Source organism: Acidovorax sp. Leaf191 (genome assembly GCF_001424425.1).
Lineage (GTDB): Bacteria > Pseudomonadota > Gammaproteobacteria > Burkholderiales > Burkholderiaceae_C > Acidovorax.
The window spans coordinates 362,853-385,238 of the sequence record NZ_LMPT01000022.1; the positions used below are offsets into that span (position 1 = coordinate 362,853).

Consider the following 22,386-nt stretch of genomic DNA (forward strand, 5'->3'; position numbering starts at 1 on the left):
AGGTGCACGGCGAATCATGCGGGTTCCGCTCATGCCCCGGCCATCGAGAGTGCGCTTTCCATGTCCACCGCCACGATGCGCGAGACGCCCTGCTCCTGCATGGTCACGCCGATGAGCTGCTCGGCCATCTCCATCGCGATCTTGTTGTGGCTGATGAACAGGAACTGCGTGCCCTTGGACATGCTGGACACCAGCTTCGCGTAGCGCTCGGTGTTGGCATCGTCGAGCGGCGCGTCCACCTCGTCCAGCAGGCAGAACGGCGCGGGGTTGAGCTGGAAGATCGCAAACACCAGCGCGATGGCCGTGAGGGCCTTTTCGCCGCCGGAAAGCAGGTGGATGGTCTGGTTCTTCTTGCCGGGCGGCTGCGCCATCACCTGCACGCCGGAGTCCAGGATTTCGTCGCCGGTGATGATGAGCTTGGCCTGCCCGCCGCCGAAGAGCTCGGGGAACATGCGCCCAAAGTGCGCGTTCACGGTGTCGAAGGTGCCCGACAGCAGCTGGCGCGTTTCGCCGTCGATCTTGCGGATCGCGTCTTCCAGCGTGTTCATGGCTTCGGTCAGGTCGGCGGTCTGCGCATCGAGGAAGATCTTGCGCTCGCTGGCCAGCTTGAGTTCGTCCAGCGCGGCCAGGTTGACCGCGCCCAGCGCGGTGATCTCGCGGTGCAGGCGGTCGATTTCGCCCTGCAGACCGGTCACGCGCACATTGCCATCCCCGATCGACTGGGCGATGGCGTCCAGGTCGGCCTGTGCGTCGGTCAGCAGCGTGGTGTACTGCTCCAGGCCCAGGCGCGCGGCCTGCTCCTTGAGCTGGAATTCGGTGATGCGGGCGCGCAGCGGGTCCAGGGCCCGTTCGAGCTGCATGCGGCGTTCGTCGCTCGCGCGCAGCTTGGTGGTGAGGTCGTCGTACTCGCTGCGCTGGGCGCCCAGCGCCTTCTCGCGCTCCATCTTCACGTCCAGGGCCTGCTGCAGCCCGCCCTGCGCGGCGGCGTCGGACAGGCGGGCCAGCTCGTCGCGGGCGCGCTGCTGCTCGTCGGCCAGCGCGGTCGCCTGCTGGGTGGCGGTCTCGATGGAGCGGTTGAGTTCGCCGCGCCGTGCCTCCAGGCTGCGCTGGGAGAACGTGGCCTCCTGCGCCTGGCGCTCCAGCGCGCGCTGCTGCTCGCGGCAGGCGGCCAGCTTGCGCTCGGCCTCGATCACGTTGTCGCCCAGTTGGGCTTCGCGCTCCTGGCTGTCGGCCAGCTGCATGTCCAGCTCTTCGAAGCGCGCCTCGGCCGCCACGCGGCGCTCCTGCAGGTCGGCCAGCTGGGCCTCCACCTCGGCCAGGTCGGCGTCGATCTGCTGGCTGCGCGCCCGAGTCTGCTCGGCCAGTTGCGCAAGGCGCATGGTCTCGACCTGCAGCTCGTGCGCGCGGCTCTGGGTTTCGGTGGCTTCGCGGCGGGCGGCCACCAGTCGCTGCGAGGCGTCGGCATAGGCAGCCTCGGCGCGGACCAGCGCGGCGCGGGATTCTTCGGCGATCAGGGCCTGGGCGCGCAGCTCTTTCTCCAGGTGCTCGATCTCCTGCGCGCGCGCCAGCAGGCCCGACTGCTCGGAATCCTGGGCGTAGAAGCTCACGCTGTGGGCGCTGACCGAGTGCCCCGTGGGTACGAACACGACCTCGCCAGGCTGCAGGCTCGCGCGGCGGCTCAGGGCTTCGTCCAGCGTCGGGGCGGTGGTGCAGCCCTGCAGCCAGTCGGTCAGCACGGCGCGCAGGCCGGCGTCGTTCAGGCGCAGCAGGTCCGACAGGCGCGGGTGCTGCGATGGCGCATCGGGCTGGCCGGCTGACGGCGCGCTGTAGAACGCCAGCCGTGCGGGCGGGGCGTCGGTGCCGCCCGATCCGAGAAAGCCGCGCACCATGTCCAGGCGACCGACTTCGAGCGCGCCCAGGCGTTCGCGCAACGCGGCTTCCAGCGCGTTTTCCCAGCCCTTTTCGATGTGGATGCGGCTCCACAGGCCCTGCAGGCCATCCAGGCCATGCTTGGCCAGCCAGGGGCGCAGCTTGCCGTCGGTCTTGACCTTTTCCTGCAGCGCCTTCAGGGCCTCCATGCGGGCCGACAGGTCGGCCTGGCGCGCGCTTTCGGTGTTCACGGCCTGCTGGCGCGTGCGGCGGTCGTCGTCGAGCTGGGGCACGGACTCCTGCAGCTCGTGCAGGCGGGCTTCGGTGGTTTCGGCGATCTCCTGGGCTTCTTCCAGTTGCTCGCGCAGGTTGGCAAGGCGCGCCTCGTCCGGGGCGGCCAGCGCGTTGCGGTCGGTGCGCAGCCGCTCGAAGCGGCTGTCGAGCTGGCGGCTTTGCTCGTCGATGCTGCGCTGCTCGGCGGCCAGCACGCCGATCTGCTGCTGCACCTGCACCACGCTGCCGCGCTGCTCGCTGGCCCGGCTCTGGGCCTGGCGCAGAGCGTCTTCCAGGTCGGGCAGCTGCATCGCCTGCTCTTCGACCTGGGCGGCCAGCATCTCGGCGCGCTCTTCGGCATCCACACCGGCACCGGCCAGGTTTTCAAGCTCGATGTCGGCCTCTTCCCTGCGCGACTGCCACTGCGCAATCTGCTCGGCCAGCGTGACCAGCCGCTGCTCCACGCGCTGGCGGCCTTCGACCACGTAGCGGATCTCGGCTTCGAGCTTGCCGACTTCGGCCGTGGCTTCGTACAGCCGGCCCTGGGCCTGGTTGACCTGGTCGCCGGCCGCATAGTGGGCCTGGCGGATGGTTTCGAGGTCGGACTCCACCGCGCGCAGGTCGGCCATCCGCGACTCGAGGTCGTTCACGGCCTGCAGGCCATCGAGGCGCACCTTGGTCTGGTCGGCTTCCGCGTCGGCGCGCTTCAAGAACCACAGCTGGTGCTGCTTGAGCGTGGCGTCAGCGTTCAGCGCGTTGTACTTGGCGGCCACTTCGGCCTGCTTTTCCAGCTTTTCGAGGTTGGCGTTGAGCTCGCGCAGGATGTCTTCGACCCGCGTGAGGTTCTCGCGCGTGTCCGACAGGCGGTTTTCGGTCTCGCGGCGGCGCTCCTTGTACTTGGAGACGCCCGCGGCCTCTTCGAGGAACAGGCGCAGCTCTTCGGGGCGCGATTCGATGATGCGGCTGATGGTGCCCTGGCCGATGATGGCGTAGGCCCGGGGCCCCAGGCCCGTGCCGAGGAACACGTCCTGCACGTCGCGGCGGCGCACGGGCTGGTTGTTCAGGTAGTAGCTGCTGGTGCCGTCGCGCGTGAGCACGCGGCGCACGGCCACTTCGCCGTACTGGCCCCACTGGCCGCCAGCGCGGTGGTCGGAGTTGTCGAACACCAGCTCCACGCTGGCGCGGCTGGCCTGCTTGCGGGTGGTGGTGCCGCTGAAGATCACGTCCTGCATGGACTCGCCGCGCAGCTCGCTGGCCTTGCTCTCGCCCAGCACCCAGCGCACCGCGTCCATGATGTTGGACTTGCCGCAGCCGTTCGGACCCACCACGCCCACCAGTTGGCCGGGCAGCATGAAGTTGGTGGGTTCAGCGAACGACTTGAAACCGGAAAGCTTGATGGAGGTAAGACGCACGGGTCAGGGGGCGGGCAATGAGGGGCGGGACTTCAGTGGCAAAAAGTGGTGCCGCAGGGGCGTTCCCGGCAAGGAGCGCACAGGCTGCGGCAAGGCCGGAATGATACCGCGCCGCCTGGGCGGCTCCCCCACGGGCCGGCCCCGGCAACGCTCCAAAAGCAAACACCTGGGAAATATTTGGCAAAAACAGCCTCTACCGCTTGTGGTGCAAGCGCCAGCTGCTATCAATTTTGAACATCTCGGTGCCGCGTGGCTGCCCGGAATGCCGGCTCGCGCAACCAGGCCATCAGGGCAGCACGCACACCTGGTTGCGCCCGTCGGCCTTGGCCTGCAGCAATGCCTGGTCGGCGCGGGCCACGGCGTCCGCCAGGTGCTGCAGGCAGGGAATCTCGCTCACGCCGATGGATACCGTGAGCGGCACCGGGTCGGTGATGGCCGCCACGCTCTTGCGCAGCTTCTCGGCCACGACCAGTGCGTCCTGCAGGGGCGTCTGCGGCAGGCATACCATGAACTCCTCGCCGCCCCAGCGCACTACCTCGTCGCCGCGCCGCAGGGCATGCTGCAGCGTGCGCGCCACCGCCTGCAGGGCCTGGTCGCCCACCGAATGCCCGTGCTGGTCGTTGATGCTCTTGAAGCGGTCCATGTCCAGCATGAGCAGCGACGAAGGCGGCTCGAACAGCGAGGTGCGGTACACGCGCCGGTCGATGAGGTCGAGCGCATGGCGGTTGAGCAGGCCGGTGAGCGCATCGTGGTAGGCCGCGCGCTGCAGCTCGCTGCGCTCGGACGCCACCGTCATCAGCGAGCCGAACAGCTCGGCCAGCGTGGCAAACAGGCTCACGCCCACCTCGTCGAAATAGCCGTCGCGGTCCGCGTACAGCACGAAGATGCCGCTGTAGCCGTTGAACGCGGAACTGATGGGCAAGGCCACCACGTGGTGGATGCCGTGCTGGCGTGCCGCGTCGCGCCACGGGCCGAACAGCGAGAACTGCGACACCGTGAAGGGCTCGGCCGGCGCGCCGCTGTCCAGCGCCGAGAACGCGGGGCCGATGCGGGTGAGCAGGTTGCGCTCGATGCACAACGACTCGGCGTAGGCTGACGCCGGGCCGGCGAACACCTGCGGGCGGATGGTCTGCGTGTCGGACGGACCGAACCACGTCCAGGCCAGGCGGATGTGGGGGGTGATCTCGACGATGGCCTGGCAGATGCCGCGGATGATCTCCAGCTCGCCACGGCCCAGGATGAGCTGCGCGGAGCGCTTGAGCAGCATCTCGGCGATGGCGGACTTTTCGCGCTGCGCGTCGAACTCGCCGGTGTCGGTGGCCGACGGGCCCGCGGGCGGGGCCGCCGCTTTTTTCTTCAACAGGAACATGGTGGTCGGGGCCCTGGCTGGCGGTGGCAATCGGAGGGCCGCAGCCCATCACGCATGCTGCAGCCCGCTGGCGTTGGTGCTGCGCACCAGCGCCTCGAACTCGGCCACCGGTACCGGCGGGCTGAACAGGTAGCCCTGCCAGGCGTGGCATTGGTGGCGCTCCAGAAACTCGCGCTGGGCTTCGGTCTCCACCCCCTCGGCGATCACGCGCAGGCCCAGGCTGGTACCCAGCGCCACCACGGTGCGCGCGATGGCGGCATCGTTGGGGTCGGTGAGCACGTCGCGCACAAAGCTCTGGTCGATCTTGAGCTGGTCCAGTGGCAGCCGCTTGAGGTAGGCGAGCGAAGAATACCCGGTGCCGAAGTCATCCAGCGAAAAGCCCAGTCCATAACCCTTGAGCTGCCCCATCTTCTCGATGGTGTCTTCCACATCCTGCAGCAGCAGGCCCTCGGTCATCTCCAGTTTGAGCTGGTGTCCCGGCGCGCCCGAGCTGGCCAGCGCCTGCAGCACCTGGGCCACGAAGTTGTGCTGGTGGAACTGGCGCGGGCTCACATTCACCGCCAGGCTCAGCGCCGCCAGTTCGGGGTGTTCCGCCCAGGCCGACAGCTGGCTGCAGGCCATCTTGAGCACCCATTCGCCCAGGGGCAGGATGAGGCCCGTCTCTTCGGCCAGCGGGATGAAGTGCGCGGGCGAGACAAAGCCGTCGCGCGGGTGGCGCCAGCGCAGCAGCGCCTCGGCCCCGGTGATGCGGCCGCGGTCGATCTGCGGCTGGTAGTACAGCTCGAACTGGCCCAGCGCCAGGCCGATGCGCATGTCGCGCTCCAGCGTGGCCCGCGCGCTCACGGCGGCCTGCATCTTGGGGTCGTAGTAGCGCAGCGTGTCGCGGCCTGCGCTCTTGGCCTGGTAGAGCGCGAGATCAGCGCGCTTGAGGAGTTCGTCCACCGTCTCGCGCATGCCGCTGAACACGGTGACGCCCATGCTGAGCGAGCTGTGGTGCGCGGCGCCGTGCAGCATGTAGGGCGCGCGCAGCGCCGCCAGGATGCGCTGGCCCACCTCCTCGCTGCGCGCGGCGGCTTCTTCGGGGTTGTCGCCCAGGTCTTCCAGCACCACGACGAACTCGTCGCCCCCCTGGCGGGCGACGGTGTCGTCCTCGTGCACGCATTCACGCAGGCGCTGCGCCACCTGCAGCAGCAGGTGGTCGCCGCTGTCGTGGCCGCGGGTTTCGTTCAGGGTCTTGAAGTTGTCCAGGTCCAGCAGCAGCAAGGCCCCGCTGCGGTGGTGGCGCGTGCTCGCTGCCAGCGCCTGCTGCAGCCGGTCCATGAGCAGGCGGCGGTTGGGCAGGCTGGTGAGCGGGTCGTAGTAGGCCAGGTTGTTGATTTCCTCCTCGGCCGCCTTGCGCTGGCTCAGGTCCTGCATGGTGACCAGGTGCCCGCCTTCCACCTGCACGCCCGAGACCTCGATCGGGCGCTTGGTGCCGTCGCGGCAGGTGATGAGGTATTCGGCACCGGGGATCACGCCGTCCACGCCCGCGGCGCGCTTGACCGCAGCGCGCCAGCCGTCGCGCACGGCCTCGCGCTCGGCCACATTGGGAAAGGCACGCTGCCACCAGGTGTCCACGTCGGGCACCTCGGCCTCGGTGTAGCCGCAGATCTCCACATAGCGCTGGTTGCGAAAGCCGATGCGCCCGTCCGGATGGACCAGGCACAGGCCCATGGGCAGCCGCTCCAGAATGCCGCGCAGCCGGTGCTCGTTGGTGCGCAGCGTGTCTTCCATGTGCTTGCGCGAGGTGATGTCCTGCACCACGGCGATGTGGCTGTCAGGCGTGGCGCCGGGCGACACCGTAAGGTCCGCCCAGACCAGGCGCCCTTCCTTGTGCAGGTAGCGCTTTTCGAGCCGGTACTCCGGGATCTCGCCGACCTTCAGGCGTTCGAGCTGCTGGACGTCCGCCGCCAGGTCACCCGGGTGGGTGATGGCCTGAAAATTCAGGGCGAGCATCTCGTCGGGCGTGTAGCCCACGATGTCCGCATAGCGCTGGTTCACGCGCAGGAACCGCCCGGTGGTGCTGTCCAGCATGGCCACGCCCACGCTGGCCTGGTTGAACAGCGCGCGAAAGCGTTCTTCGCTCTCGCGCCGCGCGTCGTCGGACGCCTGGGCCCGCACGAGGGCCAGCGTGCGCTGGCGCACCAGCAGCCCCACGGTGGATGCCAGCAGCAGCGACACCAGCACCCCGCCCGCCCCGGCCAGGATGGGCAGCCTCGCCTCAGAAGCCGACAGGAACGAGCGCGTGGGCAGAAAGGTCAGCCGCCAGCGCCGGTCGTGCACCGGCAGGTCCCGCACGAAGGGCACCGAACCCGGCAGCGCCGCGGACGACTGCGTGAGCAGCGTGCGCACCGTGGTGTCGGTCGTGCCCACGCGCACCGAGCCGTGGTCGGCCATCGATACCGCGATGCCGTTGAGCAGGCCCTGGCTGCCCAGCGCCTGGACCAGGTCGTACACCCGAATGGTGGAGGCCACCGCACCCAGAAAGCGCGGCTCCGGCGTGCCCGCGGTGTAGTCGAACACCGGCACGCGGATCACGAAGCCGGGGCGGTGGGTTTCTTCCTGCAGCAGATCGAACGGCGCCGACGCCACGGTGTGGCCGCTGTCCCGGCTGTACTGCATGGCCGCCAGGTTGGTGGGCTGCGCGCTGATGTCGAGGCCCAGCACGCTCTCGTTGCCGGACATGGGCCAGAGGTACTCGGCCACGAAGTACTCGGCCCGGTCCCCCGGCGGGCGGATGGCGAAGTCGGGGTAGCCATTGGCGGAGATGGACCGGTCGGCGCGCACCCGGGCCTCGTAGGCAGCGCGCTCGGAGCCCGGCACCCAGCGGGTGAACGACAGGTTGCGCACGCCGGCGTAGCGCTGGCCCACCTCCAGGTCGCTGGCGGCGCGCTCGAACTCGGCGCGCGTGAGGTGGGGGTTGGCAGTGAATAGCCCGCGCAGGCCGTTGACGACCTCGGTGTGCCCCTCGATGCGCTGGCCCAGCGCATCGGCGAACGACCGGGCCTCCTGCACGAACCGCGCCTGCCCGACCTGGGCCACGGCCTGGGACTGCTGCCAGGCCAGCCACAGGCTCAGCGCGATGCCGAGCGTGGCCACACCTATCCCGGACAACCAATGCCGGTAGCTACCTGAATAGGTGAAGGAGGACATGGCGTGGCGTGCTGGGCGGGCAGTGTTCGGCGAGGGTGTCGCGGTGGCCGGATCGGGGGGCTCAAACCCTGTGTTCACGCGCAGGATAGCGGCAATCGAACGGGCTTTTGGGGCCCGGTGCGCGATAACAACTGGTTACCACCCATTATTGAGACAAAAGCGCGTCCACCGCAATACGGTCATGCGCAAGGCGCTATGAATTCATGAGCAAACTGCATAGACCCCGCACCAGTACATCGCCAGCCCGAGGGTCTACCCTGCCCCCGCGGTGGCAGCCACCGGGTAGGGCGCGAACCGGCTGCGGTTCTCGTTCACATCCAGCGCCCGGCCGATGGGCGGAAAGGCGCGCTGAGGGCAGGCCGGCCGCTCGCACACCTTGCAGCCCATGCCGATGGGGACGGCGGCGTCGGGGTTGGCCAGGTCGAGCCCTTGCGAATAGACCAGCTGCGGCGCGTGCCGCACATCGCAGCCCAGCGCCACGGAAAACTCCTTGCCCGGCGAGCCCCACCCCATGCCGCCGCGCGACACAGTGCGCGCCACCCACAGGTAGGCCCGCCCGTCGGGCATGCGGGCGATTTGCGGCACGATGCGGCCCGGCTGGGCGAACGCCTCGTACACGTTCCACAGCGGGCAGGTGCCGCCGATCTTGCTGAAGTGAAAGTGGGTGGCCGACTGGCGCTTGCTGATGTTGCCCGCTCGGTCCACCCGGATGAAGAAAAACGGCACACCCCGCGCGCCGGGCCGTTGCAGGGTGGACAGCCGATGGCACACCGTCTCGAAACCCACGCCGAACTGGTGGCCCAAGCGGTCGATGTCGTAGCGCACCGCCTCGGCCGCGCGCAAGAAGGCGGTGTAGGGCAACACCAGCGCCCCGGCGAAGTAGTTGGCCAGGCCGATGCGCGCCAGCGCCCGCGCCTGGTCGCTCGACAAGCCTGCCGCGTCCGCGAGCCGCGCCAGCGGCGGGCCCATTTCCAGAAACGCCAGCTGCGTTGCCATCTGGAAAGCGCGCTGCCCGGGCTCCAGCCCGGCCGCGAGTTGCAACACGCCGGAGCCGGGCTCGAACACCCGCTGGGCCTGGCCCGGCAGATCGATCGCGCTCACCACCCGCACCCCGTGGGCCTGCAGCAGCCGCTGGGCCAGCGCCTCGCCCGCGCGGCCCGGCTGCAGGGCCCATTCGGCGGCGCAACGCTCGGCCGCATCGTCCAGCTCTGCGATGTGGTTCTGGCGCGCGAAGAAGAAGTCGCGTACTTCTTCGTACGCCATGGGCAGGTGGCCGCCCGCCAGCGGCGGCGCCGCCGCCGCGCCACGCTCGTCGCCCAGGCCCCACTGGGCGTTCTGGGCGCTCAGCGCCTCCAGCCGCTCCAGGGCCTGGCGGTGCCGCTGGTGCAGCGCCAGCAGCGTGCGGGCCACTGCCGGCATGCCGGCGGCCAGCTCGCGGATCTCGGCCAGCGACACGGCGTCGCCCGCACCCTCGCCGCCCAGGCCCGCGGGCAGGTCGGACAGCACCTCGCGCAGGCCTGTGATCAGGCGCGCCTCGTCATCGTCCGAAAAGCGCTGCACATCCACGCCGAACACCGCGTTGATCTTGAGCAGCACCGGCACGGTGAGCGGCCGCTGGTTCTGTTCGAGCTGGTTGAGGTAGCTCGCCGACAGGTCCAGCGCGCGCGCCAGCGCCACCTGGGTCATGCCCCGCTCCTCGCGCAGGCGGCGCAGGCGCACGCCCATGAACGTCTTTTTCATCGATTGGCCTCGGCAACAAATAATTTCGCAAAATTTGCAATCTGCGGGGATTTCATTCGCAAACATTCGCCAATTCAGCCCTTCTGCAGGGCCGCTATTGTGCGTAGATTGCGAAGCATGACAACCCCCAACGGCACCCTGGAGCTCACGGAAATCATCTTTCCCGAGCACGCCAACCACTACGGCACCCTGTTCGGCGGGCATGCGCTGCTGCTCATGTCCAAGGCGGCGTTTCTGGCCGCCCGCAGCGCGGCCGGCAGCAACGTGGTGATGGCTGGCGTGAGCGACGTGCGATTCGTGGCGCCCGTGGGCGTGGGCCATGTGCTCACCCTGCGCGCCTGGGCGACGCGGCTCGGGCGCAGCTCGCTCACCGTGTGCGTGGCCGGCTTCGCGCAGGCGCTGGGCTCGCCCGCCGAAGAGGTGCTCCAGGGGGTGTTCGAGATGGTGGCGGTGGATGCCAAGGGCCGCCCCGCACCCATCGCCCATGCCTATCTGGCACCACAGTGACACCCCAGGAGACCCCATGACCATGGAAACAACGACCCCTACCGCAGGCTTCAAGCCCAAGAAATCCGTCGCGCTGTCGGGCGTGACTGCCGGCAGCACTGCGCTGTGCACCGTGGGCCGCACGGGCAACGACCTGCACTACCGGGGCTATGACATCCTCGATATCGCCGAGGTCTGCGAATTCGAAGAGATCGCCCACCTGCTGGTGCACGGCAAGCTGCCCACGCGCGCCGAGCTCAAGGCCTACAAAACCAAACTCAAGGCCCTGCGCGGCCTGCCGGCCAGCGTGAAGGACGCGCTGGAAAAGCTGCCTGCCAGCAGCCACCCGATGGATGTGATGCGCACCGGCGTCTCGGCCCTGGGCTGCGTGCTGCCCGAAAAGGACGACCACAACACGCCCGGCGCCAGGGACATCGCCGACCGGCTGCTCGCCTCGCTCGGCTCCATGCTGCTGTACTGGTACCACTGGAGTACCCAGGGCAAGCGCATCGACGTCGAGACGGACGACGACTCCATCGGCGCCCACTTCCTGCACCTGCTGCATGGCGCCCGCCCCGGCGCGGCCTGGGAGCGCGCGATGCACACCTCGCTCAACCTGTATGCCGAGCACGAGTTCAACGCATCGACCTTCACCGCGCGCGTCGTGGCGGGCACGGGCAGCGATGTGTATTCGTGCATCACCGGCGCCATCGGAGCACTGCGCGGCCCCAAGCATGGCGGGGCCAACGAGGTGGCCTTCGAGATCCAGAAGCGCTACGACAGCCCGGACGAGGCAGAGGCCGACGTCCGCCGGCGCGTGCAGGCCAAGGAGGTCGTGATCGGCTTCGGCCACCCGGTCTACACCGTGAGCGACCCGCGCAATGGCGTCATCAAGGGCGTGGCGCGGTCCCTGTCCGAGGAGGCGGGCCGCACCAAGATGTTCGACATCGCCGAGCGGCTCGAGTCGGTGATGTGGGAGGCCAAGAGCATGTTCCCCAACCTCGACTGGTTCAGTGCGGTGAGCTACCACATGATGGGCGTGCCCACCGCCATGTTCACGCCGCTGTTCGTGATCGCGCGCACCAGCGGCTGGGCGGCGCACATCATCGAGCAGCGCCTGGACAACAAGATCATTCGCCCCAGCGCGCATTACACCGGGCCGGACAATCTGGCGTTTGTGCGGATCGAGGACCGTGTTTGACAGCCATGAGCGCTGCATCGTCTCCCTCTCCCGCGAGGGGAGAGGGGAATCGAAAGACAGTGACGAACTGACAGGTATTTGAAGCCGAGCGACACAACACCATGATGAACACCCGACATCGCCGGCCCTTGCCCGGCACCGCACTGGACTACTTCGACGCCCGCGCGGCCGTCGATGCCCTCACGCCCGGCGCGTGGGCCACCCTGCCCTACACATCGCGTGTGCACGCCGAGAACATCGTGCGCCGGGCCGACCCGGCCATCGTGGACGACTGCCTGCGCCAGCTGATCGGGCGCCGGCGCGAGCGCGACTTTCCGTGGTTTCCGGCGCGTGTGGTGTGCCATGACATCCTGGGCCAGACCGCGCTGGTGGACCTGGCGGGCCTGCGCGACGCCATCGCGGCCGCGGGTGGGGACCCCGCCCAGGTGAACCCCGTGGTGCCCGTGCAGCTGGTCGTGGACCATTCGCTGGCCGTGGAATGCGGCGGGTCCGACCCCGGTGCATTCGCAAGAAACCGCGCCATCGAAGACCGCCGCAACGAAGACCGCTTTCACTTCATCGAGTGGACGAAAAAGGCCTTTTCCAATGTGCAGGTCATCCCCGCAGGCAACGGGATCATGCACCAGATCAACCTGGAGAAGATGTCGCCCGTGGTCCATGCCGACAGCGGCGTGGCCTACCCCGACACCTGCGTGGGCACCGACAGCCACACGCCGCACATCGATGCGCTGGGCGTCATTGCCATCGGCGTCGGCGGCCTGGAGGCCGAGAACGTGATGCTGGGCCGCGCGTCGTGGATGCGGCTGCCGGAGATCGTGGGCGTGCAGCTCACCGGCCAGCGCCAGAGCGGCATCACCGCCACCGACGTGGTACTGGCGCTGACCGAGTTCCTGCGCCGGTCCAAGGTGGTCGGCGCCTACCTGGAGTTCTACGGCGAGGGCGCCGCCAGGCTCACCATCGGCGACCGCGCGACCATCTCGAACATGGCCCCCGAGTACGGCGCGACCGCGGCCCTGTTCAGCATCGACGACCAGACGCTCGAGTACCTGGCGCTCACGGGCCGCACGCCGGGCCAGGTCCGTCTGGTGGAGACCTATGCCAAGGCCGCAGGCCTGTGGTCCGACACGCTGAGCGATGCGGTGTACGAGCGCACGCTGAGTTTCGATCTGTCCAGCGTCGTGCGCAACATGGCGGGTCCGTCCAACCCGCACGCGCGCGTGGCCACCAGCGACCTGGCGGCCCGCGGCATCGCCCGCGCATGGCAGATGCCGGCGGCCCACGAAGGCACCCTGCCCGATGGCGCCGTGGTGATTGCCGCCATCACAAGCTGCACCAACACCTCCAACCCGCGCAATGTGATCGCGGCGGCGCTGCTGGCGCGCAACGCCCACCGCTTGCGCCTGGCGCGCAAGCCCTGGGTGAAAACATCGCTCGCCCCTGGCTCCAAGGCCGTCGAGCTGTACCTGCAGGAAGCAGGCCTGCTGCAGGACCTGGAACACCTCGGCTTCGGCATCGTGGGTTTTGCCTGCACCACCTGCAACGGCATGTCGGGCGCGCTCGACCCCGCCATAGAGCAAGAGATCATCGACCGCCAGCTGTACGCGACCGCCGTGCTGTCGGGCAACCGCAACTTCGACGGCCGCATCCACCCGTACGCCAGCCAGGCCTTCCTGGCCTCGCCGCCGCTGGTGGTGGCCTATGCGATCGCGGGCACGGTGCGCTTCGACATCGAAAACGACGTGCTGGCGGTGGTGGACGGCCGGGAGATCCGCCTCCAAGACATCTGGCCGAGCGATGCAGAGATCGACGCCGTGGTGAAAGCCGCCGTCAAGCCCGCACAGTACCGCGCCGTCTACGAGCCCATGTTCGCGATCCGCGCCGACACTGGCGACGCGGTGAGCCCGCAGTACGGCTGGCGCCCGGAGTCCACCTACATTCGCCGCCCGCCATACTGGGACACCGACGGCGTGGGGGCCCTGGCGGCCCACCCGCGCACGCGCCAGGGCATGCGCCCGCTGGCCATCCTGCCGGACAACATCACCACCGACCACCTCTCGCCGTCGAACGCCATCCTGCGGGACAGCGCAGCCGGCGAGTACCTGCACCGCATGGGCGTGCCCGAGGAAGATTTCAACTCCTACGCCACGCACCGCGGCGACCACCTGACGGCCATGCGGGCCACGTTTGCCAACCCCACGCTCCGAAACGAGATGGTGCGCAACCCCGACGGCAGCGTGCAGCCCGGGTCGCTGGCCAGGGTGGAGCCCGAAGGCCAGGTCCTGCGCATGTGGGAGGCCATGGAGACCTACCTGAACCGCCGCCAGCCCTTGATCATCATCGCCGGCGCCGACTACGGCCAGGGCTCGTCGCGCGACTGGGCCGCCAAGGGCGTGCGCCTGGCGGGTGTGGAAGTGGTGGTGGCCGAGGGCTTCGAGCGCATCCACCGCACCAACCTGATCGGCATGGGGGTGCTGCCCGTGGAGTTCCAGCCCGGCACGAACCGGCTGACGCTGGGCCTGGATGGCACGGAAGTCTATGACGTGCAGGGGCTGTGCACGGCGCGGGCTGACTTGACGCTGGTGGTGCGGCGCCGAAGCGGCGAGGTGCTGCGGGTGCCTGTGGCCTGCCGGCTGGACACGGCGGAGGAGGTGTCGGTGTATGAAGCGGGGGGCGTGCTGCAGAGGTTTGCGCAGGATTTTCTGGAGCGGGGTGGCGGTGGTGCAGCGGCCCCCTCTCCCCAACCCCTCTCCTGCGAGGGGAGAGGGACTTCCCCGTGCGAACTGCGGTTTTGACGCGTGATTCGGTTATCGCCGCAGGCACAAAGCCGTCTAGCATTCCAACGAGCCGTTTTTCACCGACCCAGATCATCCCTACCTCCCCTCTCCCCTCGCGGGAGAGGGGCCGGGGGAGAGGGGGCCCGCATCACATGCACCCACGCGACTTCGCCAAGACACTGCGCCAGAACATGACCGATGCCGAGCAGCTGCTGTGGAAGCACTTGCGCGCCCACCGCCTGGACGGCCAGAAGTTTCGCCGCCAGCAGCCCATGGGGCCCTACATCGTGGACTTCGTGCACTTCAGCGGTCGCGTCATCGTGGAGGCCGATGGTGCGCAGCATGTGGAATCAGACCACGATGCAGCCCGCGACGCCTGGCTGCGGAGCCAGGGGTATACGGTGCTGCGCTTTTGGAACAACGACATCCTGCAGAGTACCGAGGCGGTGCTTGAAGCCATCTATGCGGCCTTGCGCGGGGCCGCCCCCTCTCCCCAACCCCTCTTCCCCCGAGGGAAGAGGGGCCTCCCGGGATAAGCACGGCTGACGATCATTGGCTGGGCCCACTTCAATCATCCGAGAGAACATCCCGAACAACACCAGCGCCATGCACCCCTCCCCTCTCCCCTCGCGGGAGAGGGGCCGGGGGAGAGGGGGCCTCAGCGCAACCACCAACCCATTGGCAAAGCCCACACGCCCTTCCCGCAAACGTAGACCCGCCACCCCATGACACCCCCCTCACCCCAACTCAAAATCCCCGCCACCTACATGCGCGGCGGCACCAGCAAAGGCCTCTTCTTCCGCCTGGACGACCTGCCCGCGCCGGCCCGCCAGCCCGGCGCCGCCCGCGACGCCATCCTGCTGCGCGCTCTGGGCAGCCCGGACCCGTATGGCAAGCAGATCGACGGCCTGGGCAATGCCTCGTCCAGCACCAGCAAGGCCGTGATCCTGTCGCGCAGCCTGCGGCCCGGGCATGATGTGGACTACCTCTTCGGCCAGGTGTCCATCGACCAGCCGTTCGTGGACTGGAGCGGCAACTGCGGCAACCTCTCGGCCGCCGTGGGCCCCTGCGCCATCCACATGGGGTTGATCGATGCAGCGCGCATCCCGAGCAACGGTGCCTTGGCCGTGCGCATCTGGCAGGCCAACATCGGCAAGACCATCGTGGCGCATGTGCCGATCGCGAACGGGCAGGTGCAGGAGACCGGGGACTTCGAGTTGGACGGCGTGACCTTTGCAGCGGCCGAAATACCACTCGAATTCATGGACCCCGCCGACGGTGCGGAAGGCGCGGGATCGATGTTCCCTACCGGCAACGTGGTGGACACGCTGGAGGTACCAGGTGTCGGCAGCTTCCCCGCCACGCTGATCGACGCGGGCATTCCCACCATTTTTCTCAATGCCCACAACCTGGGCTACGCCGGTACCGAGCTGCAGGACGCGATCAACGGTGACGCCGCGGCTCTCGCACGCTTCGAAGCCATCCGCGCCCACGGCGCGCTGCGCATGGGTCTGGTCCGCGAACTGGCGGATGCCGCCACCCGCCAGCACACGCCCAAGATCGCTTTCGTGGCGCCGCCCGCGGCCTACACCGCCTCCAGCGGCAAGCGCATCGAAGCACACGACATCGATCTGCTGGTGCGTGCGCTCTCCATGGGCAAGCTGCACCACGCGATGATGGGGACCGCCGCGGTGGCCATCGGCACAGCCGCCGCCATCCCTGGCACGCTGGTCAACTTGGCCGCGGGTGGTGGGGCGCGCAACGCGGTGCGCTTCGGGCACCCCTCGGGCACGCTGCGCGTGGGCGCCGAGGCCACGCATCACGGTGGCCAATGGACGGTGACCAAAGCCTTGATGAGCCGCAGCGCCCGCATTCTCATGGAAGGGTGCATTCGCATCCCCGCCGACTGCTTCTGACACACCCTTATGAACACCAAACAACAACTCAAGGCCCTGGCCGAAGCCCGCCGTGGCGTCATCGTGCCCGGCGCGTTCAATGCCCTGTCCGCCCGTGTGGTGGCCGACCTGGGGTTCGAGGCGCTCTACGTCACTGGCGCAGGCGTCACCAACATGTGGTTCGGCCTGCCCGACCAGGCGTTCATGGGCCTCACCGACATCGCCGACCACACGGCACGCATCCGCGACGCGGTGGAGCTGCCGCTCATCGTCGATGCCGACACGGGCTTCGGCAACGCGCTCAACACGTACCACGCGGTGCGCACGCTGGAGCGCGCGGGTGCCGACTGCATCCAGCTGGAAGACCAGGTCTCGCCCAAGCGCTGCGGGCATTTCAACGGCAAGGAGGTGATCTCCACCGACGAGATGCTGGGCAAGATCAAGGCCGCCGTGGACGCGCGCCGCGACCCGGGCACCCTGATCATGGCGCGCACCGACGCCTGCGCGACCCAGGGTTTCGAGGCGGCGGTCGAGCGCGCGCAGCGGTTTGGCGAGGCGGGGGCCGACATCCTGTTCGTGGAAGCCGTCACCACGGCCGACGAGATCCGCGCCCTGCCCCGGCGCCTGGCCGACCGGCCCCAGCTCATGAACATGGTGATCGGCGGCAAGACGCCCATCTTCAGCGCCGACGAGCTGGCGGGCCTGGGCTATGGGCTGGTGCTGTACGCCAACGCGGCATTGCAGGGCGCAGTGGCCGGCATGCAGAAGGTGCTGACCGTGCTGCGCGACGAGCGCCGTGTGGATGAGGACCCTGCGATGGTGGCGCCGTTTGCCGAACGCCAGCGGCTGGTGTGCAAGCCGCAGTGGGATGCGCTGGAGAAGAAGTACGAATAAAAATGGGCGCTATCGCTTGTCCAACAAGCGCAACCAGCTACACATTTGATAGCAAACCCTGCCCAGCCCCGCCGCTGCCTGCAAGCCCTCTCGCGCGGTGCCGCGGTGCCGCTGTGCCGCGGTGCTGCGGTGCCGCGGTGGCGGCGCATGCCCGCAGTCTCTTAAATGCGCCAGCGCGCCACACCAAAGGCAGCGCTCGGCAACCCGCCCCGGTGACGGGAGCCGCGGGAGCCATCACCGTCACCTTCACCGCTCACCCATCGATTGCGACAACGTCTTGGTCAGGGGCTTGGTCAGGTAGCTCAACACCGTCCGCTCCATCGCCTTGATGTCGACGGAGGCCGTCATGCCCGGCCTGATCTTGACGTCGCTGCCCTTGGTGAACTCCTTGCCCCGGATGCGGATCTGCACCCGGTAGTAGGGCTCCATCTTGCCCTGGCGGTTTTCCTCCAGCGTGTCGGGGCTCACGTAGAAGACCTCGCCCTTCATGGTGCCGAAGATCGAGTAGTCGTAGGCATCGAGCTTGACGCTGGCGACCTGGCCGACCTCGACGAACGCGATGTCGGCCGTGCTGATCTTGGCCTCCACGATCAGGTCCTCACCCGTCGGCACGATTTCCATGATCACGTCGCCGGGCTTGACCACCGCGCCCACGGTGGTGAGCTGGATGCTCTTGACCTGGCCGTTCAGCGGCGCAAACAGCTCGGTGTGCTCCATCACCTGCTTGCGGTCCCGCACGGTTTCGATCTGGGTGTTCAGGTCCTCCTGGGCCTTGGTCATCTCCGCCTGGGAGTCCTGGAAATACTTGTTCCGCTTGTTGGCGATCTGTGCCTGGATCTCGGCGACCGTGCGCTTGAGCCGCAGCACGTCCGCCAGGCTCACGTCGCCGGTGGCCACGAGCTTCTGGTTCATGTCGAGCTCCTGCTTGGCCAGGTCCATGGCGCCGCGCAGCGAGGCCACGTCCTCGTCGATGGCCTGCTTGCGCCGCTCGTACAGGGCGCGCTGGTTGCGCACATATTCGGGATAGGCCAGCAGTTCCGCGTCGAACTTCAGGGGCTCGCCATACACCTCGGCGCGCAGGCGCACCAGCGCGGACCGCAGGGCGGCGACCTTGGACTGCGCGTCGTCCACCGCGGCTTCGGCCCGGGCCTTTTCCAGCGTCACCAGCAACTGGCCTGCCTTCACGTCATCGCCCTCGCGCACGTGCAGGCGGCTCACCACCCCCTGGTCCACGGCCTGGATGACCTGCGTGCGGGCACTGGCGATCACCTGCGCCTGTGCGCGCGTGACCTGGTCGATCTTGGAAAACGCGGCCCATGTGACCAGGGCGACGATGCCCACCATGGCCACGCGCAGCGTCCAGCGGGAGCGGCGCTGCGGCGCGAGCAGGTCGGCGATGTCGGCATCGGCGCTGGCATGGGCAGCGTGGCGGTGCGGCTGCACCGCCAGGCCGCGGGCGGTTGCTTCGGAGTCCATCCTGGGTTCGATCCTCATGCGGTCACTGTCTCCACGCCGGGTGCTACTGCATCGTGCCGCTGCACCGGTACGGGCTCCGAGGCTTTCTTCAAGCGCATCAGCACGGCATCACGCGGTCCATCCATCACCACCTTGTGGCCGGACACGACCACGATGCGGTCCACCAGCGGCAGCACGCAGGGCTTGTGGGTCACGACCACCAGCGTCTTGTCCGGGCCCACTTCCTCGGCCAGCACCGACAGGCAGCGCTTTTCCTGCGCCGAATCCATGTTGGCCGTGGGTTCGTCGAGCAGCAGCACCGCCGGGCGCGTCAGCAGCAGGCGGGTGAAGGCCACCAGCTGCCGCTGGCCGCCCGACAGCCCTTTGCCGCCTTCGTGGATGGGCAAGTCCAGCCCACGGGGGTGGCCCGCCACCAGCTGGATCAAGCCCGAGCGCTGCAAGGACGCCTGCATGGCGTCGTCGCCCGGATCGGGCATGCCGATGAGCAGGTTCTCGCGCAAGGTGCCCTGAAAAAGGCGGTGCTCCTGCTGCAGGTAGCCGATGTGCTGGCTGATGACCTGCTGGCTCACCTGGGCCATGTCCAGGCTGTCGATCAGCACCCTGCCCGCGGTGGGCCGGTACAGCCCCGCCAGCAGCTTGAGCAGCGAGGACTTGCCGGAGCCGATGGGCCCGATCACCGCGACTTTCTCGCCGGGCTGGATCGTCAGGCTCTGGATGGAGACGGCCGGGCCGGCATTCTGGCCGTAGGCGAACGCCACCTCCTGCAGCACATAGTGGCCGTGCAGCTTGTGGGGCAGCAAGGGGCGCGGCACGCCGTGGTTGTCGGCCTGCAGCGCATAGAGCTTCTCGAGCGAGCGCGTCGCCGCCTGCGCGTGGGCGTGCTGCACGATCAGGCCCGGCAGCGCCACCAGCGGCGCCATGATGCGGCCACCAATGATGGAGCAGGCGATCAGGGCGCCCATCGTCATGCCCCCATTGATGATGACCCAGGAGCCGAGCATCACGATGCCCACATAGCTGAACTGCTGCAGCATGGCCGCCAAGTACCCCGCGCCCTCGCTCACATGGCGCATGTCCAGGTCCTGCCGGATGGTGTCGCTGTTCACCCCGATCCAGCGCGAGAGGAACTTCCAGCCGCCGACGCCCGCCTTGATGGTCTCGGCGCCCTCCACCACCTCGACCAGCAGGCCGGTCTTGCGGCTGGCGGCCGACAGCCCCTGCTGGGCCAAGGCGTTCACCCGCCGGTGCCGGCTCACGCCGACCAGCAAGGCCAGCAGTCCGCAGACCAGGGGCACCAGGGCCACCAGCGGGTGCCCGATCACCATCAGCACCGCCAGGAACAGCAGCGCCATCGGAAAGTCCACCAGCGCGAACAGCGTGCTGCCGGTGTAGAACCCCCGCACCTGCTCGTACCCGCGGATCTGCCCTGCCAGGCTGCCGACCGACCCAGGCAACTGGTCGACGCGGATGCTGAGCAGGCGCTGGAAGATGTCCCGCGACAACCGGCTGTCCAGGCCCGCCGTGAGCGAATCCATGACCCGGGATCGCGCGAACTTCATGGCCGTCTCCAGCAGGATGGCCAGCAGCACGCCCAGGCCCAGGATGATCAAGGTGTACTCGCTGCGCGTGGGGATCACCCGGTCGTAGACCTGCATCGAGAACAGCGAGATCGCCAGCGCCAGCAGGCCCATGAACACCGACGCGAGGGCGGCCTCGACCAGCACGCCCCGGTACTGGCGCAGCGCATGCTGGAGCACCGCCTCGAAGGTGTCGGACTGCGCGGCAGCGCCCCGCTGGCGCATCGCCACCATGGCGGTCTGGCTCAGCGCGGCCTCCTCCACCGGGCGGGTGCCGTGGGCAAACTCCACCACCCACCGCTGCTGCGGGTCGCGGTCCACGACCACGCCCCAGCCATCGCTGCGCGTCTTGCACAGCAGCGGCAGCATCACGCGGTCGGGGTGGTCCATCGCCACGGGTGCCGACAGGTCGAGGCTGGCGCACACCGCCGCCACGTCCGGCGCCGAACCCAGGCGCGCCGGGCGCTCCACGGCGGAGCGCAGGCGCATCACATTGATGCTCACGCCCTGCAGTTGGGCCAGCCGCTCCAGCGCCCACGCCAGGGAATCCTGGGTCTTGTTGTTATTCATGGCAGAGGCACCAAGCCGGACACGGCCTCACACGCATCGCGCGCGCAGCCAGGGGGTTGACAAGCGGCCACACAGGTCGGCGAAGAAGACGCAGCAGCGACGGGTGCGCGGGTGCCGTCGCACTTGAAGGGCCAGATCGGCCCAGAGCGTCTGCAGGGCCCGCGGGGCCCGCCGGACCCGCGATGACGATGGCGATATCACGGGGCATTGCGCTGCCAATCCATGTCGCCACGCACCACCTGCAGCCGATAGGACGCCGCCAGCAGCGCCGCACGCGCATCGACCAGCGCCAGGCGGTTGTCGCCGCCCTCCCGCACGGTGTTGAGGACTTCCTGCCAACTGCGCTTGCCCGCGACGAACAGCTTTTCGTTGGAGCCGAGCACCGCCGCAGACGACTCCACCGCCGTGGCCAGGGCCTCGGCGCGCATCTGGGCGCTGGCCATGTTCTCCAGATCGGTGCGCATCTGCTCGTTGAGCTCGCGCTGCACTGTCTCTGCCGCGAAGGCCTGCCCCTGGGCGCGTTCCGAGGCTGCCCGGCTCAACGCGAGCGAGGACAAGCCCGCACCCGGCTGGTAGCGCACGCCCACGAAAACGCTGCGCTCACCCGGCACCGCTGCGCCACCCGCCCGGTACTGGGCCCTGAGGTACACCTCGGGGCCGAGCCCGGCGCGCTGAATATCCGCCTGGTACTGCACCACCCGCGCCCGCTCCCGGGCCTTGCGCACCGAGGGGTGCACGTCGATGGCGTCGTCGATCTGCAGGCCCAGCGCCTGCCGGGTGTCGGAGGCAGCCAGCGCGAGCGCCGCCAGGGGCTGCTCGGCATCCCACTCGGTGTCGCTCTCGGGCTCGCGCCCCACCAGCTGGCGCAGGCGGTTGCGGGACAGCGTGCGCGCCGTGCGCGTCTGCTGCAGGTCCACCCGTGCCTGGAAGGTGCGCCATTCGAGCAGTGTGAACTCGATCTGCGGCGACACCTGGGCTTCCACCCGTCGGCGTATCAGCGCCTTGTACCGGTCGAGCTGCTCGATGGTGCGGGTGGTCTCCCGAATGCGCTCATCCGCCTGCACCATGGCGACCCAGGAGTCGACGACCTTGGAGGCAAGCTGGTACTGCACCTCCCTCTTCTGGGCCGCCTGCAGAGCCTCTTGCGCCCGGGCCATGTCCCGCTGCGCATCCAGGCGCCCGCCCGTCCACAGCGGCTGCTCCAGGCTGAGCTGGGTGGACAGCCGCGGGGTGTTGGACGACGTCTGGGCGGCCAGCGTGGGGAAACGCTGCCAATCCGCTGCCGACACATCCTCCTTGGCGGCCCGCACGAAGGCGGACTCCATCCGCACCGATGGATGCGACTCCACCGTCTGCCGGATCAGGTTCATCAACACCGGGGAGACGGTGGGCTGCGCGAGCGCCGCCCCGCCCACCTGAAGGCACAGGACCAGGCCCACGCCCCTGCATCCGCGCAGCGCGGCCGCGGCCACGGCCACCAAGGCACTACTCTTTTTCAATCCGCACTCACTTGCTTGCTTGCTTGCTCACTGGCTCAATTGCTCACTGACATGCCTGCATGCTGGCCTGCCGCGCCCGTCCGCGCCCACAGCAGGGTTGGCGGGCATTCGATGCACAGAGGAGAAACAGCCACGGGCCTCGTGGCCCGTGGCTTCGGT

Annotated in this window: 13 protein-coding genes; 6 read left to right on the top strand and 7 right to left on the bottom strand. The window is 68.8% G+C overall.

The genetic code is table 11. From position 1 onward, the window contains the following. Positions 1–29 precede the first annotated feature (29 nt). From smc to ASG27_RS24140, 4 genes are all read right to left on the bottom strand, one after another. On the bottom strand, positions 30–3,554 hold the full coding sequence (gene smc / locus ASG27_RS24125; RefSeq protein WP_056412305.1) for a chromosome segregation protein SMC: 3,525 nt from the start codon (positions 3,552–3,554) through the stop codon (positions 30–32). A 286-nt stretch (positions 3,555–3,840) separates the two neighbouring features. Beyond that, a complete protein-coding gene (locus tag ASG27_RS24130) occupies positions 3,841–4,923 on the bottom strand; it encodes a GGDEF domain-containing protein (protein ID WP_056412308.1) in 1,083 nt (360 codons plus the stop codon). Positions 4,924–4,971: 48 nt separating this feature from the next. Next, on the bottom strand, positions 4,972–8,115 hold the full coding sequence (locus ASG27_RS24135) for a bifunctional diguanylate cyclase/phosphodiesterase (protein ID WP_056412311.1): 3,144 nt from the start codon (positions 8,113–8,115) through the stop codon (positions 4,972–4,974). Between the two features lie 252 nt (positions 8,116–8,367). Beyond that, complete coding sequence (locus ASG27_RS24140) at positions 8,368–9,855, bottom strand: short-chain fatty acyl-CoA regulator family protein (RefSeq protein WP_056412314.1); 1,488 nt, start codon at positions 9,853–9,855, stop codon at positions 8,368–8,370. Between the two features lie 117 nt (positions 9,856–9,972). Between ASG27_RS24140 and ASG27_RS24145 the strand changes: the two genes are divergently transcribed. The 6 genes from ASG27_RS24145 to ASG27_RS24170 all read left to right on the top strand — a co-directional run bounded on the left by ASG27_RS24145 (position 9,973) and on the right by ASG27_RS24170 (position 17,105). Next, positions 9,973–10,362, top strand: a complete 390-nt coding sequence (locus ASG27_RS24145) for an acyl-CoA thioesterase (protein WP_056165784.1) — start codon at positions 9,973–9,975, stop codon at positions 10,360–10,362. Between the two features lie 16 nt (positions 10,363–10,378). Next, positions 10,379–11,542: a bifunctional 2-methylcitrate synthase/citrate synthase gene (prpC, locus tag ASG27_RS24150; protein WP_056412316.1), complete on the top strand. Its 1,164-nt coding sequence runs from the start codon at positions 10,379–10,381 to the stop codon at positions 11,540–11,542. 104 nt (positions 11,543–11,646) lie between these two features. Further along, positions 11,647–14,334 carry a Fe/S-dependent 2-methylisocitrate dehydratase AcnD gene (gene acnD, locus ASG27_RS24155; protein ID WP_082486152.1) on the top strand — a complete coding sequence of 896 codons (2,688 nt, stop codon included), beginning with the start codon at positions 11,647–11,649 and terminating at the stop codon, positions 14,332–14,334. A 134-nt stretch (positions 14,335–14,468) separates the two neighbouring features. Continuing rightward, positions 14,469–14,852, top strand: coding sequence for an endonuclease domain-containing protein (locus tag ASG27_RS24160; RefSeq protein ID WP_056412319.1), 384 nt, complete (start codon positions 14,469–14,471; stop codon positions 14,850–14,852). 189 nt (positions 14,853–15,041) lie between these two features. After that, positions 15,042–16,232: a 2-methylaconitate cis-trans isomerase PrpF gene (gene prpF / locus ASG27_RS24165; RefSeq protein ID WP_056412321.1), complete on the top strand. Its 1,191-nt coding sequence runs from the start codon at positions 15,042–15,044 to the stop codon at positions 16,230–16,232. Between the two features lie 9 nt (positions 16,233–16,241). After that, entirely contained in the window at positions 16,242–17,105 is an 864-nt protein-coding gene (locus ASG27_RS24170) for an isocitrate lyase/PEP mutase family protein (protein WP_056412324.1), read from the top strand. A 246-nt stretch (positions 17,106–17,351) separates the two neighbouring features. On the opposite strand, the gene ASG27_RS24175 is transcribed toward ASG27_RS24170, so the two are convergent. The 3 genes from ASG27_RS24175 to ASG27_RS24185 form a co-directional block, all read right to left on the bottom strand. Further along, the gene (locus ASG27_RS24175; RefSeq protein WP_082486144.1) at positions 17,352–18,581 is read right to left on the bottom strand and encodes an HlyD family type I secretion periplasmic adaptor subunit; all 1,230 of its coding nucleotides are present in this window, start codon (positions 18,579–18,581) and stop codon (positions 17,352–17,354) included. A 14-nt stretch (positions 18,582–18,595) separates the two neighbouring features. Next, complete coding sequence (locus ASG27_RS24180) at positions 18,596–20,728, bottom strand: ATP-binding cassette domain-containing protein (RefSeq protein WP_082493107.1); 2,133 nt, start codon at positions 20,726–20,728, stop codon at positions 18,596–18,598. A gap of 197 nt (positions 20,729–20,925) precedes the next feature. Beyond that, on the bottom strand, positions 20,926–22,227 hold the full coding sequence (locus ASG27_RS24185; RefSeq protein WP_156371491.1) for a TolC family protein: 1,302 nt from the start codon (positions 22,225–22,227) through the stop codon (positions 20,926–20,928). Positions 22,228–22,386: the final 159 nt, after the last annotated feature.

Coding starts and splice junctions, on each gene's coding strand:
- ASG27_RS24130 (WP_056412308.1), bottom strand. CDS start 4,923: ATGTTCCTGTTGAAGAAAAAAGCGGCGGCCCCGCCCGCGGGCCCGTCG.
- ASG27_RS24135 (WP_056412311.1), bottom strand. CDS start 8,115: ATGTCCTCCTTCACCTATTCAGGTAGCTACCGGCATTGGTTGTCCGGG.
- ASG27_RS24140 (WP_056412314.1), bottom strand. CDS start 9,855: ATGAAAAAGACGTTCATGGGCGTGCGCCTGCGCCGCCTGCGCGAGGAG.
- ASG27_RS24145 (WP_056165784.1), top strand. CDS start 9,973: ATGACAACCCCCAACGGCACCCTGGAGCTCACGGAAATCATCTTTCCC.
- prpC (WP_056412316.1), top strand. CDS start 10,379: ATGACCATGGAAACAACGACCCCTACCGCAGGCTTCAAGCCCAAGAAA.
- acnD (WP_082486152.1), top strand. CDS start 11,647: ATGAACACCCGACATCGCCGGCCCTTGCCCGGCACCGCACTGGACTAC.
- ASG27_RS24160 (WP_056412319.1), top strand. CDS start 14,469: ATGCACCCACGCGACTTCGCCAAGACACTGCGCCAGAACATGACCGAT.
- prpF (WP_056412321.1), top strand. CDS start 15,042: ATGACACCCCCCTCACCCCAACTCAAAATCCCCGCCACCTACATGCGC.
- ASG27_RS24170 (WP_056412324.1), top strand. CDS start 16,242: ATGAACACCAAACAACAACTCAAGGCCCTGGCCGAAGCCCGCCGTGGC.
- ASG27_RS24175 (WP_082486144.1), bottom strand. CDS start 18,581: ATGGACTCCGAAGCAACCGCCCGCGGCCTGGCGGTGCAGCCGCACCGC.
- ASG27_RS24180 (WP_082493107.1), bottom strand. CDS start 20,728: ATGAATAACAACAAGACCCAGGATTCCCTGGCGTGGGCGCTGGAGCGG.